The sequence below is a fragment of the Nocardia sp. NBC_01730 genome (assembly GCF_035920445.1).
Taxonomy (GTDB): Bacteria; Actinomycetota; Actinomycetes; order Mycobacteriales; family Mycobacteriaceae; genus Nocardia.
Genome location: NZ_CP109162.1, coordinates 1,832,137 through 1,848,645 on the forward strand (window position 1 = coordinate 1,832,137; position 16,509 = coordinate 1,848,645).

At 66.7% G+C, this 16,509-nt stretch carries 13 protein-coding genes and 1 pseudogene; 7 read left to right on the forward strand and 7 right to left on the reverse strand.

Going from position 1 to position 16,509, the window contains the following annotated elements:
* Positions 1 to 245: 245 nt before the first annotated feature.
* Positions 246 to 1,601, reverse strand: coding sequence for a phosphoribosyltransferase family protein (locus OHB12_RS07575; RefSeq protein ID WP_327117456.1), 1,356 nt, complete (start codon positions 1,599 to 1,601; stop codon positions 246 to 248).
* 582 nt (positions 1,602 to 2,183) lie between these two features.
* Between OHB12_RS07575 and OHB12_RS07580 the strand changes: the two genes are divergently transcribed.
* The gene (locus OHB12_RS07580; RefSeq protein WP_327117458.1) at positions 2,184 to 3,548 is read left to right on the forward strand and encodes a wax ester/triacylglycerol synthase domain-containing protein; all 1,365 of its coding nucleotides are present in this window, start codon (positions 2,184 to 2,186) and stop codon (positions 3,546 to 3,548) included.
* 529 nt (positions 3,549 to 4,077) lie between these two features.
* Here OHB12_RS07580 and OHB12_RS07585 read toward each other — a convergent pair.
* The 5 genes from OHB12_RS07585 to OHB12_RS07605 form a co-directional block, all read right to left on the reverse strand.
* Positions 4,078 to 5,013 (reverse strand): universal stress protein, encoded by a 936-nt coding sequence (locus OHB12_RS07585; RefSeq protein ID WP_327117460.1) that lies wholly within the window; start codon positions 5,011 to 5,013, stop codon positions 4,078 to 4,080.
* Positions 5,010 to 5,621, reverse strand: coding sequence for an Rv1733c family protein (locus tag OHB12_RS07590; RefSeq protein ID WP_442799988.1), 612 nt, complete (start codon positions 5,619 to 5,621; stop codon positions 5,010 to 5,012). Before OHB12_RS07590 ends, OHB12_RS07585 begins: the two co-directional genes overlap by 4 nt.
* A 479-nt stretch (positions 5,622 to 6,100) precedes the next feature.
* Positions 6,101 to 6,316, reverse strand: a complete 216-nt coding sequence (locus tag OHB12_RS07595) for an SHOCT domain-containing protein (protein ID WP_442799989.1) — start codon at positions 6,314 to 6,316, stop codon at positions 6,101 to 6,103.
* A gap of 398 nt (positions 6,317 to 6,714) precedes the next feature.
* On the reverse strand, positions 6,715 to 8,976 hold the full coding sequence (locus tag OHB12_RS07600) for a heavy metal translocating P-type ATPase (protein WP_327117466.1): 2,262 nt from the start codon (positions 8,974 to 8,976) through the stop codon (positions 6,715 to 6,717).
* 154 nt (positions 8,977 to 9,130) lie between these two features.
* A complete protein-coding gene (locus tag OHB12_RS07605; RefSeq protein ID WP_327117469.1) occupies positions 9,131 to 9,466 on the reverse strand; it encodes a hypothetical protein in 336 nt (111 codons plus the stop codon).
* 440 nt (positions 9,467 to 9,906) lie between these two features.
* Between OHB12_RS07605 and OHB12_RS07610 the strand changes: the two genes are divergently transcribed.
* Both OHB12_RS07610 and OHB12_RS07615 read left to right on the forward strand, forming a co-directional pair.
* Positions 9,907 to 10,434, forward strand: a complete 528-nt coding sequence (locus OHB12_RS07610) for a flavodoxin family protein (protein WP_327117471.1) — start codon at positions 9,907 to 9,909, stop codon at positions 10,432 to 10,434.
* A gap of 17 nt (positions 10,435 to 10,451) precedes the next feature.
* The gene (locus OHB12_RS07615; protein ID WP_327117473.1) at positions 10,452 to 11,321 is read left to right on the forward strand and encodes a DUF302 domain-containing protein; all 870 of its coding nucleotides are present in this window, start codon (positions 10,452 to 10,454) and stop codon (positions 11,319 to 11,321) included.
* A gap of 102 nt (positions 11,322 to 11,423) precedes the next feature.
* Here the strand turns inward: OHB12_RS07615 and OHB12_RS07620 are convergent, their stop codons facing one another.
* Positions 11,424 to 12,413, reverse strand: a complete 990-nt coding sequence (locus OHB12_RS07620; protein ID WP_327117475.1) for an Acg family FMN-binding oxidoreductase — start codon at positions 12,411 to 12,413, stop codon at positions 11,424 to 11,426.
* Positions 12,414 to 12,633: 220 nt separating this feature from the next.
* On the opposite strand from OHB12_RS07620, the gene OHB12_RS07625 reads away from it, so the two are divergent.
* The 4 genes and pseudogenes from OHB12_RS07625 (at position 12,634) to OHB12_RS07640 (ending at position 16,478) form a co-directional block, all read left to right on the forward strand.
* The gene (locus OHB12_RS07625) at positions 12,634 to 12,897 is read left to right on the forward strand and encodes a hypothetical protein (RefSeq protein WP_327117477.1); all 264 of its coding nucleotides are present in this window, start codon (positions 12,634 to 12,636) and stop codon (positions 12,895 to 12,897) included.
* Positions 12,891 to 14,453 carry a bifunctional aminoglycoside phosphotransferase/ATP-binding protein gene (locus OHB12_RS07630; protein WP_327117479.1) on the forward strand — a complete coding sequence of 521 codons (1,563 nt, stop codon included), beginning with the start codon at positions 12,891 to 12,893 and terminating at the stop codon, positions 14,451 to 14,453. Before OHB12_RS07625 ends, OHB12_RS07630 begins: the two co-directional genes overlap by 7 nt.
* Positions 14,454 to 14,456: 3 nt before the next feature.
* Positions 14,457 to 14,666, forward strand: a pseudogene (locus OHB12_RS07635) (response regulator transcription factor); the annotation flags it as partial.
* 66 nt (positions 14,667 to 14,732) lie between these two features.
* On the forward strand, positions 14,733 to 16,478 hold the full coding sequence (locus OHB12_RS07640) for a sensor histidine kinase (RefSeq protein ID WP_327117481.1): 1,746 nt from the start codon (positions 14,733 to 14,735) through the stop codon (positions 16,476 to 16,478).
* Positions 16,479 to 16,509: the final 31 nt, after the last annotated feature.

Genomic DNA, 16,509 nt, shown 5'->3' on the forward strand with positions numbered 1-16,509 from the left:
CCCGGACGAGTTGGACGAGGCCGCAGTCGTCGCCGCGGAGGCGGAGGCTGTTGCCGAGGGTCCTTCCCCGCGGCCGTCACAGCGCATCCCACCGACCGGACCGCGGTGGCCTGGTCCACGGTGGCGGTGATTGCCGACCTGGCCCCGGTCGCCGCTCTGCTGCGTCTCGGTGGGCTCGGCGTCGAGCATGTCGGCGATGGCGGCGGGCTGTGGGTTGGCGCTGCCGGACGGGATACGAATCGGTGTCACGACCGTGTGCCCGTTCTCGAGTCGGTGCGGTCGTCGACCGGCATGGATGCCAGCTGGTTCACCAACCAGTCGCGGGCGAGTTCGGCGACCTTCTCCAACGCGCCCGGCTCGGCGAACACGTGGGTGGCGCCGGGCACCACCGCCAGGGCGGTCTCACACGACATCTCTTGCGCCGCAAGGCGGTTCAGCTCCAGCACGACATGGTCGTCGCCGCCGACGATCAGCAGGGTCGGAGCCCGCACCGCGGCGAGGTCGGCACCGGCCAGATCCGGCCGGCCGCCCCGAGACACCACCGCGGCGATTTCCACCTTCGGGTCGACCGCCGCCCGAAGTGCCGCAGCGGCACCCGTGCTGGCCCCGAAGTACCCGATCCGCAGACCGAAGATCTCTTCCTGGCGGGTCAACCAGCCGGTGACGTCGAGCAGCCGCTGCGACAGCAGTTCGATATCGAAAACCTGGGCCCGATGGATCTCCTCGTCCGAAGTGAGCAGATCGACAAGCAGCGTGCCCAGCCCCGCTCGGTTCAGCACCCCAGCCACATATCGGTTGCGAGGGCTGTGGCGGCTGCTGCCGCTGCCGTGTGCGAATACCACCATTCCGATCGGACTCTCCGGAATGGTGAGATGCCCGGCCAGTTCAGCCTTTCCGGCGATCACTCGCACCTCATCGTCCCGCAGCGGCGGATCACCTGCAGGAGCCGGCTGTCGTTCCGGCAGATCTCCGGCGGCCCGACGCAGCAGCTCGACGACCTCGGCGTCGGAGACCTGGTCGAAACGGCGATACCAGCAGCCGACGGCGCCGAACCACACAGGCACCTCGAGGCAGATCACCTCGTCGGCTTCGTCCGCCAGCACCGACATCGTGTCACGGGGCGCCACCGGAACGGCCAGCACAACGCTCCGCGCGCCGTGTGCCCACGCGACCTGGCAGGCTGCGCAGGCGGTCGCGCCGGTGGCGATGCCGTCGTCGACGATGACCACGGTGCGGCCTGACAGCGGGACACGCGGGTGCGTGCGCCGCAACCGCCCCGCCCGCCGCGAGAGTTCTTCGCGCTCATGGCGTTCCACGTTCGCCATATCCGCGCGGGCGAGTCGTGCGTGCGCGACGACGACATCGTTGGTCACCAGGACGTCGTCCTCGCCGATCGCGCCGAACGCGAGCTCTGGCTGATGTGGGACGCCGAGTTTGCGAATCACGATCACATCCAGCGGCGCTCCCAGCGCCCGCGCGACCTCGTAGGCGACGGGTACACCGCCGCGCGGCAGGCCGACCACGACAACATCCTCGTCCCGGAGATATTCCAACCGCGCCGCCAGCCGGTGGCCGGCGTCGCGGCGATCATCGAAAAGCATCGCAAACCTCCCTCATGGATCTCTCCAGCCTGGGCTGCGACATAGCGGGGCGGCAGGACCGATCGTCGCCGAGCCGAGAGCCATTGGTCCCGGATACGCGCTCGGCTGCAGACCGGGAGCCTGGGCGAACGAATCAGTGCCCATCGCCATGCCCTCACCACGCCGCGCCCCAAACTGGGTTGAGAAGGCCACGAGCCGGGCAGAGGACGAAGGGCCTCGGCATAAGGGCCTTCGTAATCGGTTGCCGTCGGCCGGCACCGAGCACAATTGCCGGTATGGACAATGGACACCGCCCAGCATGTCGGCTCCCGAGCCAATGAGATCGAGCGACAGCTTCTCGGCATTGGATGCGATGTCTGCTGGTCGTCTCAGGATTCCGCATATATCGCGTTCGGTGTCGAGGTACCGGATCCGACGTGCACCGATGTCTGGTCGCCGGCGGCGGCGATCGACGGTTCGGGCGACAAGATCCGCGCAACAGTCGTGGCGTAGCCGAACCGGCCGGCGGATATCTGCGGGAGCCGGAAGCGGCGCGGTTCGAGGCGGTTCAAGGTATTGCGGCGCGTTCGAAGGCAATAGGCGATGAGCCCACGCGAATCCCACATGTCGCAGTCGGACCTGTTCTCCTGGAAAATGGAACGGGATCCAGCCCTGCGCTCGACAATCGTCTCGGTCCTGACACTGGATACCGATCCGGACTGGGATCGCCTGGTACGCACGATCGATCGCGGCACTCGGATCGTGCCGAAGTTGCGGGATCGGCTGGTCACCGCGCCCTTCGGGCTCGCCCCGCCCCGGTGGACACCTGATTCGGATTTCGATCTGTCCTGGCATCTACGACGTGCCGCGCTACCGGAACCGGCGAACCTGTCCGCGGTACTCGAGTTCGCTCGTACCGAGGCGATGACCGCGTTCGATCCCGTCCGGCCGCTGTGGCGGTCGACGTTGCTGAGCGGTTTGGACGGTGCCGGCGGCGCGCTGGTGCTAACTGTGCACCACAGCCTCACCGACGGAATCGGCGGCATTCAGATCGCCACTGAGGTCCTCGACTTCGATCGTGCGGGAACCGATCGCAGCCATCCGCCCGAACCGCCGCCCGACCGTGATGGCGGGCTGCGGGACACCGTGGCGTGGAACTGGTCCGTCGGCTCAGATCTCCTCCGCAGCGGTATCACCGCAGCACCGCCGACCGTGTGGCGCGCTTTCACCCACCCGGTTCGGGCGGTACACGACGGCGCCGCGCTGGCAACCTCGCTGGTTCGCCTGGTCGAGCCCGCTACCACGACACTGTCACCGGTGATGACAGAGCGCGGTCTCGGTCGCCGTTTAGCGGTGCTCGACATTCCCGTCGCGCGACTGCGCGGCGCCGCGCACGCCGTGGGATGCTCGATGAACGATGCCTTCCTGACTGCCGTTCTTATCGGACTACGCACCTATCACGACCGGCACGGGTCACAGGTCGACCATCTGCGGTTGACCATGCCGATCAGTCTTCGCGCGGCCGACGATCCACTTGGCGGCAATCGAATCACGCTGGCCCGCTTAATACTACCCGTCGACATCGCCGGGCCGATGGACCTGATGCGCGCCGTGAACGCCGTGGTCGGCAGTTGGCGCCGCGAACCGGCCATACCCCTGTCCGGCACCGTCGCGGCCGCGCTCAATCGGTTGCCGGTCGGACTGCTCACTGGCATGCTCAAACATGTCGACTTCGTTGCCTCCGATGTCCCTGGTTCCCCGATACCGCTCTATCTCGCCGGTGCCCGGATCGACCGGATGTACGCTTTCGCTCCCACCCTCGGTACGGCTTTCAACGTGACACTGACCTCGCATGCCGGAACCTGCAACATCGGCATCAACGCGGACACTGCCGCCATCCCGGACCTCGCGATCCTGGCCGATTGTCTCGGCACAGGTTTCCACATCGTGGCCCACCTCGGCGGTTGAGCGCGAAGTGGAGGGAGGTTCGAACATGACGGCCGAAATATCGCAACCCTCCCCGACATGATCGGGTCCCAGATCGATCCGGCACCCGTGGGGTGGTCGGAATTGTTCGCGCCCATCATGCGAGCTACCCGGCACACGATCGCCGCTAACGAGGAAGCCTCCCGCCGGGGCAGCTCGCCGCGCGTAGCGTCGAGAACGAGAGAGGGCTCGCCCACACGACCAACACGGTCTGTCGCAGTCTCTACGAGTGGGAGGGACCCGCATCGGTGAGGCCTACGCCCGCGTCCTGTGGTGAGTTCTGGCGCTTGTCAGCGTGCGGCTGAACGGCGAGTCTTGCTCGGGCAGGCGCTGTCGCGCCGAAAGCCGCGACCGATTCTGGACCCACGCTCGCTGACGTGACAGATGGACATCCGGCGGATCGGCGTGCGCGACAGTTCCGGAGTGAGCGCTGTCGGGACCAGGCTGTGCCAGTGCGTGCCTGCGGTAAGTATCGAGGGCCGGAGCGAGATCCCGCTCCGTCGAGTGTGCTTCAGCGCTGACGGACCACGATGATCGGGCACTCGACCGACTGAAGCAGCGCGTTGCTTGTGGAGCCGAGCAGTATTCCGGCGAATCCGCCGCGCCCGTGGCTGCCCACGACCACCAGCTGGGCACGCTCCGATTCATCGAGCAGGCAGCGGACAGGCCGGTCGCGTAACAGAACCCGTGTCACCGATACATCCGGATAGCGTTCCGTGTACCCAGCGAGGCTCTCGGCCAGTACTGCGTCTTCGGTGTCGTGAATGACGTCCCAGCCGGAGATGCCGACATCGAGTCCGCTCGTCTGGTCACTCCACGCGTGCAGGGCCATGATCGAAACCTTGCGCCGCGACGCCTCTTCGAAGGCGACCTCGACGGCCGGCACACTGTTCTCGGTGCCGTCGACCCCGACCAGCACCGGTTTGACCGACGACAGCGCATCGGTCGCTGACGTCGAATGCACCACGGTGACAGGACAGTGCGCGTGCCGGGTGACGGCTGTGCTCACCGAACCCAGCAACCCGCGCCGGATCGCACCCAGGCCGCGGCTACCGACGACGACCATCCGGGCCTGACGTGATCGGGTGATCAGGTACGGGATGATCGGATCGAAGACCAACTCGGTGGTGATGTCCAGTGCCTCGCCGTAGGCGGCCACCCGAGCGACTCCGTTGGCCTCGGTCAGGACGCGTTCGCCGTCCTTGCACAGCCATTCCGTGTCGGCATCGGTCAGCGCTACCCCGGGACCATAACCGGTTGGGATGGAGACGGAGGTGACGATGTGCAGCCGGCAGCAGTGCAGCCCGGCGTCCACCGCTGCCCACGCCACCGCGTGACAGGCAGTCGCCGAGCCGTCGACGGCGACCACGATCGGCGGACTGAACGGCTCCGAGGGTGATGCGATGCGCTCGGCTACGGTGTCCTCTTCGCTGAATCGGGATGTCATTGGAATTCCTTTCCGATCGAACGACTGATCTGTCGCCATTCCCTGTCCCACCCTGCGTCGTGGCGGGTGCTCAGCAGTCGGACCGTGCAGGAGACCAGTGCCAGTGCACCGACCCAGATTCCGACTAGAAGTGCCAGACCTGCATTCATCGCGTCGACGGCGGCAGCGCCGGACTGCCGCGGTGGTGCGGTCGGCTTGCCGTCCGCGCCGAGCCACACCGGCACCTCATCACCCTGCGCCACCGCCTCGGGGACCTCCATGGTCGCCGCGCCGGAGCGGCCGCCCCGGTCCCATCGCAGAGCTGCTTCGAACCGCTCCTCGCTCATCCCGTGCCCGCCCAGGGTCACGATTCGCTCTGGCTTCGCGATCACGGTCGCCGGCACTACGACTTTTGTCGCGTTCTCGGCTCGGATCCGTTCCGCAGCCCAGGTGTAGGCAGCCGTTCCGACTGCTCCCGCGACAGGCACGGCGATGAGTATGACCACGACCGCCACGATCCGTACCAGCGCCTCTATCCGATCCGACACGCGCATCAGCGGACTGGAACTCCATGGCCGGCTCCGCCACAGTCTGACCGGCAGCAGTGGGTATCGCGACACCTGAATCACCCGCTTCCGACGGTGCCGCCACTCAGCGAGAATCGCGTTCGATTCGATGTTTCGAGCATCCCGTGCGACGCGAGCCAGCAGCAGAGACCAAGGTCATCGTGTCGCCGAGTCCAGTGGCCCTGTTTCGGCATCCGAACCTCCCACCACACTGCCGATAGCCCGGAACTACGCGAGTCCCGGCAGCAGTCGAGTGATCTCGATGCACACCGGTCGCCAGGATCACAGTGGCTGGACGACATCATCCAGCCGGGGCCACGGTGGCTCGCAAAATCGCTCGAACGAGCCCGAATCCAAGGGGCTGAGTTCGATCATCGCGAACTGCCGATCTCGGCATCGTGGACGCCGTTCGCCGGGGCAGCGACAGCCGCAACCGCCTCGACCTCGTGCCCTACCGACCGGCGGGCTGGTCAGGTGCGAAGGCACTCCCCTTTCGGTGACGCTGACCCAAGCGGCATCACCAGCATCTTCCGACGGGAGGCTTATGCCTGCGGGCCGACATGTCTGCGCAGCGTGGCCAGCCGGCTGGCGAACTCCTTTTCGTCGATCTCGCCACGCGCGAAACGCTCCTGGAGGAGCCATTCGGGGGCCGGCGGCGCGGGGTGGCGTGGGGTGCGGTCGGCGGGCAGCGCGAGCCGGACCAGCAGGACGACGCCCGCGATCAGCAGCCCCCAGAACAGCAGCATTCCGATCCCCATCCAGGCATACCCCCATCCGCCCATATCGTGGTCGTATCAGAACATCACCGGCGATCATCTCCCCCTACTCCCGCTCGACCTCGCGGTGTTCGCGCCGGTCGGATACATCACCAGCGTGCGCTGGGGACATCCGGGCCGACAGGGCCGATCGGCACCATCGGGCGGTGACCAACGTACTCATCCTCGAATCGCGCACAGGCGTTCGGCGGCGGCGGAATCACGTCGGTCACTGAATCCACGCCCAGCTCACCAGGATTGGTGACGGTGATGCTTGCCTATTGTGTTCGAGGAGCGCAGCCGGTCGTACCCGGCTCGGTTGACCGCCGCACTGGATCCATTCGAGCCGACCAGCGGGCGCTGTAAACCTTGCGCGCGAGTTGAGCGCAGCTGTGGCTCGGTCATCGTGCATCCACAGCGCTGTCGATCGGTGTGTGCCCCAAGGTGAACAACGCCTCGTCTTCCTGCGCGAAGTGCAGGGTGAGAATCGCGTCCAGGCCGTACAGCGTCGCACGCAGATCATCGATCTGATCCTCGCGGATGCCGTTGGGGGAATCGTCCACGTGGCGGCGGATCCGGTCGACCAGCCGCTCTATTTCGGTGTGTTCGCGGCTCATCGTCACCATCGCTTCCGGGTCCCGCAGGTAGTCGGTCAGCGCGGGATACAGTTGAGACTCCTCGGCATGCTCGTGCGGCAGCACGCGCTCGATAAGCAGCTCCAGCGCGTGCTGAACCGCGGTGTCGGCATTCGGGCCGGGACCGGATGCCAACGAGTCGGCGGCGTGCCGGACCGAGGCGCGCGCGGCCCGCAGCCTGTCGTGCTCGCGGGCGAACCGCGCCACCAGCGGATCAATCGCGGCAGTACGGCGACCGTGCCCGATCCGCAGGGCCCGCATCGCGTTCATGATCACCGCGACGTCGATACCTTCCTGCACCAGTGCACCCGCGGCGGGCTCGAGCAGACCGAAAGCGGCGGCGATCATTGCCAGCAGTGACAGCGTCATGCCTGCGACCGCACTCTGCACGGCCAGCCGACGTGCGCGCTGCGCGATGTCGACAGCGTCGGCCAGCCGATCGATGCGATCGTCCACGATCACCGCGTCGGCCGCTTGAACCGCGGCGGTCGACCCGCGCGAACCCAGCGCGATGCCGATGTCCGCGGCGGCCAGTGCGGGCGCGTCGTTCACCCCGTCCCCGACCATCGTGGTCACGCCATGGTGGCGTTCGGCGCGAATGGCGGCGATCTTGTCGGCGGGGTCTGCGTCGGCGAGCACCTCGGTGAGACCCAGCATCCGCGCCACCTCGGTGGCATTGTCCACCCGGTCTCCGGTGAGCAGCAGCAGCCGCGACAGCCCTGCTGCTCGCAACCGGCGCATGGTGCGGGCGGCGTCGTCCCGCAGGCGATCACGCACCAGCAGCGCAGCGACGGGCACTCCGTCGATCGAAACCCAGATCACGCCCGCGAGGTCGAGCCTGGCTCGCCGCAGCACCGCCTCGGCCCACGGCGCAGGCTCGGTGTGCGCGGGCAGCCGCCCGACTCGCACCCGATGCCCGTCGACCGTACCGGTCGCGCCCTGGCCGGGTTCTTCCGAAACCCGTTCCGCTGTAGCGGGTGCCAGCCCGTGCAGCTCGGCGGCCCGAGTTACCGCGCGAGCGAGCACGTGTGGCGAGAACTGCTCGACGGCGGCCGCCCGGCACAGCGCCTGATCCGCGTCGATGTCCGGCGCGGTCAGAATGTCGATCACCTCCGGACGCCCGACGGTGACAGTGCCGGTCTTGTCCATCGCCAGAGATCGTGTGCGCCCGAGAATTTCGAGCGCGGCGCCATTCTTGACCACCACGCCGGCCCTGGCCATGCGCGACATTCCCGCCGTGATGGCTACCGGCACCGCCAGCAGCAGCGGGCACGGAGTAGCGGTGACGACGACAGCGACCGCACGCACCGGATCCCGAGCCAGCACCCAGGCCGCGCCCGCGACGACCAACGCGAGAGGAAGGAACCACACCGCCACCCGATCGGCCAACCGCGCCACCGGAGCCGTCTCGGCGGCCGCCTGCTCGGCCAGCGCGACGATGCCAGCATAGGTGCTGTTCTCGACCGTGGCGCCAGCTCTGATGTCCGCCGTCGCACCAGCGTTGACCACTCCGCTGCGCACCTGGGCACCCGCGCGGTGAACCATCGGTATGGATTCCCCGGTCAACGCCGATTCGTCGAATACACCCGCTGTCGTCAGTGTTCCGTCGACTGGAACGGTCTCGCCCGATAGCACGACCACGGTGTCGCCGCGCCCGATCTCGGTGGCCGCGACGGTCTCGATCCTGTCCCGCCGCCGCCGGTGTGCCTGGGCCGGGGCACGTTGCAGCAGCGCGGACAGGTCGCGTCCAGCCCGCCTGCCCGCGTACGCGTCCAACACCCTGCCGGTGGCCACCATCAGGGCGATCAGCGCACCAGCGAAGTACTCACCGACCGCGGCTGCGCCGACCAGCGCGATCAAAGCCAGGAGATCGGCGCCATATCGGCCCCGCCGAAGATCGCGTAGCACCCAGATCGCGGCCGGGACGAGTGCGACGACGGTAGCGGCGAGCCACGTTACTTCGGCGGCGTTCGCGTTGAACGGACGCGCCACCAGCCCGGCTACGCCGAGTACGCCGATCGTCGACATTAACGCGATCTCACGAATTCCCTGTTCCGCCTGGGCTTTCCGAGCATCACCAGCGTTCTTACCGCTCCGACTTCTCCGATGTGCCCATGTCATCCGGAGCCTCCTGTTCGAACTTCGACGCCGCGGTCCGGGCAGGTGTGCTGCATCGGTCGGGTCAGGCCACTCGACGCAGGTTCTGACTCTTCTCCAACGTTTCGGCCTCGTCCGCCTGCTTGCGGGCCAGCCCCTCGAAGAATCCGAGGACAGGCTGCCAGAAGTAGCCGGCGCCAGCGATGATGAGGCCGGTGAACACGATACCGAGCGCGTGATTGCGAATCGGCAGATCCCACGCCGCGAACAAATCGAAGTCGGCTATCCACGCCGCCGCGATACCGATGACGACCAAGGTCATAGCGAGGAATTCGCGCGCCATCTCGAGATAGCGAACCGCGAACCGGGTAACGACCAGCGCCGCGAGTCCGAGGAGAACGATCATTCCGAATGCGTTCACGACTTGACTCCTTTCTTGTCTGTGCAAGCCGGTCTCTACGATGCACCGTCGAGCAATCCCCTGGCAGTGCATCGTGTCACCGGTTGTCATGACCTTTGGCCCACGGCGTTTAGACCGTGGCCGATCGGGGTCGCGCCCCAGCGCACCGTTCGCTGCTTACTGGTCGAGATCTCTCGGCCCACCGACCCTGAAGGTCCATGGCTGGCGCGCCCAGCGCGGGGGCCTGCGTGACGACAGCACCACGCAGACCTCGCCAGATCCGCGGAGACCGATCACGGTGTCATGGTGGCCGTACTTGCTGATCCACTGCGCGGCAGACCTACGGACCAAGGTCCCTCTGGCCACGTCGGTTCGGCACTGTTCAAGGCACGCGCCCGACCGTAGCGTCGTTGCTCACACAGCTTCCGAAGACAGCGGCAGACAGCATCGAGGAGACCGCGATGCGGGCACGGATCGTCTATGAATCGATGTTCGGCAACACTGCCGCTGTTGCCGAGGCCATCGCCCGAGGATTGCGCAAGCACGCGACGGTCGAGCTGCTGAACGTCTGCGCCGCGGCGGAAGTACCCGAGCCGTCGGTGGATCTGCTCGTGGTCGGCGGACCGACCCACGCCTTCGGGCTGAGCAGGAAACGGACCCGGCAGGACGCCGCCGAGCGAACCGACGCGCCGCTCGCGGTCGACATCGGGATCCGGGAATGGCTCGACGCCGCGCTGCCGGTCCCCGAGGGCAGCAGGGCCGTTGCTTTCGGCACCAAAGTCGGGAGCCCGCCCTGGCTGCCCGGGTCGGCGGCGCGCGCCGCCGGAAGACGCCTACGGCATTTGGGTTATCAGCTCGCCGACGATCCGGCTGATTTCCTGGTCGATGGCATGACCGGGCCGGTCACCGCGGGTGAGCTCGACCGCGCCCGTGCCTGGGCCGAACGCCTCGCGCACACCGAACTCGACCGCGTCGCGCATCGGGTCTGATTCCGAAGGAGCAGCTCATGTCGTACCCAGTGGCAGTTGTCGAATCGGTGCCGCACACCGTCCTGGAACTGCGCCGCACCGTACGTGCCGACCATGCCGGCGACGACATCGGAAGCGGGATGGAGGCGCTCTACAGCTTGGCCACCACTTTAGGGTTGACGCGATTCGGGCCTCCGTCTACGACCTACCGAGGTGAATTCGGCCCGGGCACGTCGACCGACGTCGACTTCAGGCTGCCGGTCAGCGCAGGGCCGCTCGGCACCGAAGAGGTGACGGTGCGACGAACCGAGCCCGACCTGTACGCGCAGACCGTCCATCACGGCGACTACCACGGAATCGGTGCCGCTTATCGCGCGCTCGACGAGTGGCTGCGCGACTCGGCGTTCCGTCCGGTGGGCCCACCAACCGAGGTGTACCTGGTCGCACCCGACGAGGCGGTGGTGCCCCACGATCTGTTGACCGAGATCCGTGTCCCCGTCGCGCCTGCCGATCTGAGTGCGCGAGTCACTGTGCCCGTCGAGGACGCCGTGCAAATCGTGCACAACGCATTGGCCGAACAAGGCTTCGGTGTGCTGTCCGAAATCGACGTGCGCTCCACATTGCATGCGAAGCTCGAGGTGGCGATGGAGGACTACGTGATCCTCGGCGCCTGCAACCCGTCGCTGGCCCATCGGGCGCTGGAGATCGACCGGCGAATCGGCCTGCTGCTCCCGTGCAACGTCGTGGTGCGCGCCGTCGGCGACACTACTGTCGTCGAGGCGGCGGACCCGGAAATGCTGGTACGGCAGTCCGAAACGACTGGGCTCCAACCGATCGCGTTGGAAGCCCGCGCAGCTCTCGTCGCCGCCATGGAGACAGTCGCGAAGCACCCGCCCGCAGTGAAATGACTGCTTGCCCAATCCGGTACGGGCAAATGCACAGATCTCGGAAGACTATTTGCCTGGTCTTCCGAGATTCGGCGATACGGAACTCACCAAAGCCGATCTCGGTCAGTGTCGATCGGCCTTCTCGAATGTATCCACCACGTCCTCGACCGCACGGCGGGGGGTGGCCTGCAGCGGCGGCGCGCTGGTCGGTGCCCAACCTATCCGGATGACCACTTGGGGGTAGGCGCTATCGTCCAGTACGCCGAGGCGGACCCTGCTGCGCACCTCCGCGATTTCCATCGGCTCGGTCAACGGGCACGTCGCCAAACCGACATTGGTGGCGGTCAGCAGGACCGCGCTCATCGCCTCACCTGCCCGCAACCGGGACAAACGGTCATCGGCCGACGTACCGAGCACAAGCAGCTCCGCGTAGTCGGGCTCCTGCGCGGCATCGATGAGCTGCGGCGCCGCGAAATCCCGTGCGGGCAGCTCGTCCTCCGCGCGCGGACTCGGGGTGTTCCTGACCGGGACACCGTCCTCGGTACTGTGCCTTCCACTCCAGGTGGCCAGCTCGAACTGGTAGTCCGGATCCGCCGCATGTCTGCTCGCAGCGTCACGTATCGCCTCGATCAAGTGGTCGCGGGAGAGATCGGAAGCCTGGCGCAGGACCGCGCCGAGTGCGGCCGCGCGCTCGGTAACCAGCCCGAGGTATCCGGATGGGATCGGCCAGGAGCTGTAGTGTCTGCGGTCCGTCCGCCGGTGCGATATCGCGGCGCTCATCGCGACGTCCAGCGGAGTCGGCCGATGCCGCACCAGCTCCATCGCTGCCAGGTGATTCGGTTCTGCCGGATTCGGCAGCCGATGCACCACCGACGACCAGCCCAGCGCCGCGAAGGCGACACTCAGATGATGCAGTGCGGCACCACAGCTGAGCACGAGATCGCGTGTATCGGGATCTGTGGATGGTAGCGCCCGCGCGGGGTCCAGGTAGAGGTGCACGGATCGGTCAGCGATCCGCCACCGCCATGGCTGAATGTTGTGTATGGACGGCGCCCGCACCGCGAGCGCCAGCGCTGTCTTGACGGTGTTGTCGTCGGGCAGTCCGTGGTCCATGTCGTCCTCCATTCGTTTCGATCAACGCTGCCACCGGCACGCCACACCGGTAAGGGCAAGACGGCCTCTCCTGGCAGGACTTCGGGCGCCTGTGACCGACTGCGTCCTGCACGCAGATCGAAGCGAAGTGCCTACCGATCAAGGACCTTCGGCCATCACCCGACGCCGGGCCGATGCGGAAGTCTGAGAGCATCAGCCACAGCGAAAGGATCTGGTCACCATGTCCGGTCTCACTGGATTCGATCCCCATGGGCGCGGCGCCGTCGTCACGATCCATACGCTGATGACCGCCGACCTCAACGCGAGCGTGGCCGCGGGGCAGCCGCTTGCGCGCTTCGGTGAGCCGGAGGAGGTCGCCGCGATGGTCGGATTCATCGTCACCGAGGCCACGTTCCCGACCGGGTCGGAGTTCGTCCTCGACGGCGGCGCCACGGCCGGCATGGCATTGACCGTGCCCGCCTCAACGGCTTGCTTACCGTGCTGACGACCGCCATCGACGCGCATGCCCAGTTGCGCGAGACACACACCGGGATAGTCGTGCTGTGCGGCGAGCGCGCCTATAAGGCGAAGAAGCCGATCACCACCGACTTCCTCGACTTCGGCACACCAGCGCTGCGCGAGCAAGCCTGTGCGCGCGAACTCGAACTCAATCGCCGCATGGCGCCGGACGTCTATCTCGGCGTCGGTCACCTGAGCGACCCGCTGGGCGGGCCCGCTGAGCCGGTGCTCGTCATGCGGCGGATGCCCGAGGACCGAAAATTGTCCAATGTGCTTGCCGACACCGTGGGGCGCAGCTCGGAGCTGTCCGCGCTGGTACGGGTGCTCGCCCAGTTCCACCGCTCGGCTCGGCGCGGCCCCGAGATCGATCGGTCCGGCACCCCGGCCGCGCTGCGAAGCCGATGGCAGGCACTCCTGCACCCGCTTCGAGAGCAGCCCGCGGAGGTGGTCGACCCCGCCCTGCTCGCACGGATCGAGGCGCGGGCCATGCGCTACCTCGACGGCCGGGGGCCGTTGCTGGCGCGACGGATCGCCGAGGGCCGCATCATCGATGGGCATGGCGATCTGCTCGCCGAGGACATCTTCGACCTCCCCGACGGCTTCTGCATCCTGGACTGTCTGGACTTCGACGACCGGCTTCGCTATGTCGACTGTGTCGACGACATAGCGTTCCTCGCCATGGATCTGGAGTTCCTCGGGCATCGCCACCTGGGTGAGAGTCTGCTGGCCGACTATCTCCGGACTACCGAGGACTCGGCACCGACGTCGCTGGTCGACCACTACACGGCCTACCGCGCCCTGGTGCGCGCAAAGGTCGACGTCATCCGTTTCGGGCAGGGCGAGGATGCCGCCCGCGGGCACAGCCGTCGCCACCTCGAGATCGCCGACCGTCGTTCGCAGCGCGCGGCGATCCGTCTCACTCTGATCGGCGGCCTCCCAGGGACCGGTAAATCGACTGTTGCCGAACATCTTTCGGCCACGACGGGGTCGACGCTGCTGGCCAGCGACCAGGTGCGCAAGGAACTGGCCGCAGCCGAGGAGGTGAGGGGGCAGGTCGGTACCTACGGTGTCGGCATGTACTCCCCCGCCGAGAAGACCCGCGTCTACTCCGAGCTGCTCGCCCGGGCCCGGACGCTGCTGGCGACCGGGGTGTCGGTGGTCCTCGACGCGAGCTGGATCGACGCAGCGGAGCGTCGCCGCGCCACCGCATTGGCCGACGAGGTGTCCACCGATCTTGTGCAAGTGCAGTGCTACTGCCCGCGCGAGCTGGCAAACCGCCGGATTCGCCAACGGCGCGCATCCTTCTCCGACGCAACGGCCGAGATCGCGGAGGCCATGTCCGGCTCGGCTGCGCCCTGGCCCGACGCGATTCCGCTGGACACCGACCGACCACTCGACGACACGGTGGCCGATGCCTTCCGTGCCTGGCAGATCGGCGAAGAAGTGGCACAGCAGCGACTGGCAAGCGACCGGACTTCTCGAGGGACCTTGGTTACCGGTTCGAAGTTGCACTCCGGCGTGTCCAACCGGATCGCTCCGTAGTGGCCGCTGACCAGCCTTACCGACCAGGAGAGAACGCCGCTCGCCTTGCTCGGCGAAGGGCTGACCAACCGGCAAATCGCCGCCCGGATGTACCTGGCCGAGAAGACGGTCAAGAACTACGTGTCGCGACTGCTGACCAAGCTCGGGGTAGAACGACGTACTCGAGCGGTGGTGCTGGCCTCGAAGCTCGAGCAACCGGAAAGACCGGGATAACAGACTACGGGTCGGTTCCATCGGCTCGGCGACTTCCACGGCGTTGATCGTGGAAGAATGTCGGGTATGGAACGACAGCCGTCCGGGCCACACCCGAATGGCCGGACACCGGTCACCGAAACGCTGTCCCAACTGCGACTCCACGAACTTCTGATCGAAGTTCAGGAGCGGATCGCGCTGATCGTCGACGTCCGCGACCGGATGGACCGGCTCATCGAGGCCATGCTGGTGATCACCTCCGGCCTCGACCTCGACAACACACTGCGCGCCATCGTGCACGCCGCCATCGAACTCGTCGACGCCGAGTACGGCGCACTCGGAGTCCGCGAGACCGACAACACCAGCAATGAACTCGCCGAGTTCGTCTACGAAGGCATCGATGACCGCACTCGCGTATTGATCGGTGACCTGCCACGCGGCCACGGGGTGCTCGGTCTGCTCATACAACAACCCGAACCCATCCGACTAGCTAACCTTTCAGACCACCCATCCTCAGTCGGCTTCCCTCCACATCATCCACCCATGCACACCTTCCTCGGGGTGCCCGTGCAAGTCCGCGGCGAAGTCTTCGGCAACCTCTACCTCACCCAGAAAACGGGAGGCCAAGAGTTCACCGAAGACGACGAGATCGTCGTACAAGCCCTCGCCGCAGCCGCGGGCATCGCCATCGAGAATGCCCGACTCTACGAGCAGTCCTGCCTACGGCAGAAATGGCTCGAGGCGACCCGCGACGTCGCCACCGAACTACTGGCGGGCGGCGAGCCGAGCGAGGTCCTCGATCTTCTCGCCGAGCGAGCACTCACGCTCACCGAATCCGCATGCACATACCTTGCCCTGCCCGAAGACCCCGACATCCCGCACGACGATGTGACCGAACTGATCGTGGTAGCCGCCGCAGGCAAGGGCTGCGAAGAACTCACCGGACAACGGATACCACTCGAACAATCCCAAACCGGTGAAGCCTTTCGGAACGGGCGCATGATCGCAGTCGACAAGTTGTCCTCCTTCGGGCTCTTCGACTCGACTCCCCAGCTCGGTCCAGCGCTGATTCTTCCGCTACGAGCCGGGCAATCCGTCCTCGGTGTGCTCACCACCGTCCGGCCCACCAACACTCCAGCCCTCGACACCTCCGCGCAGTCGATGATGGCCGCAATCGCCGACCAAGCCGCGCTAGCACTGCAACTGGCCCACACCCAGCGTCGGATGCGGGAACTCGACGTCCTATCCGACCGCGACCGCATAGCCCGAGCCATGCACGACCACGTCATCCAGCGACTTTTCGCGGTCGGACTGTCTCTCCAGGGAACGGTGCAGCGGGCGCGGGCGCCGGAGATCAAGTCCCGGCTGATGGAAACCGTCGACGACGTCCAGTCGATCGTGCAGGATATCCGCCATTCGATCTTCGACCTGCAGAGCAATACGGCAGCGGATTCCTCGAATTACCGCAAACACCTACACGACATCATCGTCGACATGACCGCCGAGAGTGGACTTCGTACCACCGTGCGATTGGCTGGACCCGTCGCCGTACTGGCGCCCCCACTGTCCGACGATGTGGAGGCCGTCCTCCGAGAAGCGGTCAGCAACGTCGTCCGGCATGCCTCGGCAACCACCGTGTCGGTCGAATTGCACGTAGGCGACGATGTCACCATCGAAGTGACCGACAACGGAATCGGTCTACCTGACGACATCACCCGCCGCAGCGGCCTCGCAAACCTCGCCAAACGCGCCGAACAAGCAGGCGGCAGGCTCAGCATCAACAAACTTCCAACTGGCGGCACCACCCTGCGCTGGACAGCGCCGCTGCCCTGACCTGCCACACCGACACCGACAGCGGCCGTTG

What these genes read in the sequence shown, in the direction of transcription:
- OHB12_RS07575 (WP_327117456.1), bottom strand. Translation starts at nt 1,601, where the DNA reads ATGCTTTTCGATGATCGCCGCGACGCCGGCCACCGGCTGGCGGCGCGG.
- OHB12_RS07580 (WP_327117458.1), top strand. Translation starts at nt 2,184, where the DNA reads ATGAGCCCACGCGAATCCCACATGTCGCAGTCGGACCTGTTCTCCTGG.
- OHB12_RS07585 (WP_327117460.1), bottom strand. Translation starts at nt 5,013, where the DNA reads ATGACATCCCGATTCAGCGAAGAGGACACCGTAGCCGAGCGCATCGCA.
- OHB12_RS07595 (WP_442799989.1), bottom strand. Translation starts at nt 6,316, where the DNA reads ATGGGGATCGGAATGCTGCTGTTCTGGGGGCTGCTGATCGCGGGCGTC.
- OHB12_RS07600 (WP_327117466.1), bottom strand. Translation starts at nt 8,976, where the DNA reads ATGTCGACGATCGGCGTACTCGGCGTAGCCGGGCTGGTGGCGCGTCCG.
- OHB12_RS07610 (WP_327117471.1), top strand. Translation starts at nt 9,907, where the DNA reads ATGCGGGCACGGATCGTCTATGAATCGATGTTCGGCAACACTGCCGCT.
- OHB12_RS07615 (WP_327117473.1), top strand. Translation starts at nt 10,452, where the DNA reads ATGTCGTACCCAGTGGCAGTTGTCGAATCGGTGCCGCACACCGTCCTG.
- OHB12_RS07620 (WP_327117475.1), bottom strand. Translation starts at nt 12,413, where the DNA reads ATGGACCACGGACTGCCCGACGACAACACCGTCAAGACAGCGCTGGCG.
- OHB12_RS07625 (WP_327117477.1), top strand. Translation starts at nt 12,634, where the DNA reads ATGTCCGGTCTCACTGGATTCGATCCCCATGGGCGCGGCGCCGTCGTC.
- OHB12_RS07640 (WP_327117481.1), top strand. Translation starts at nt 14,733, where the DNA reads ATGGAACGACAGCCGTCCGGGCCACACCCGAATGGCCGGACACCGGTC.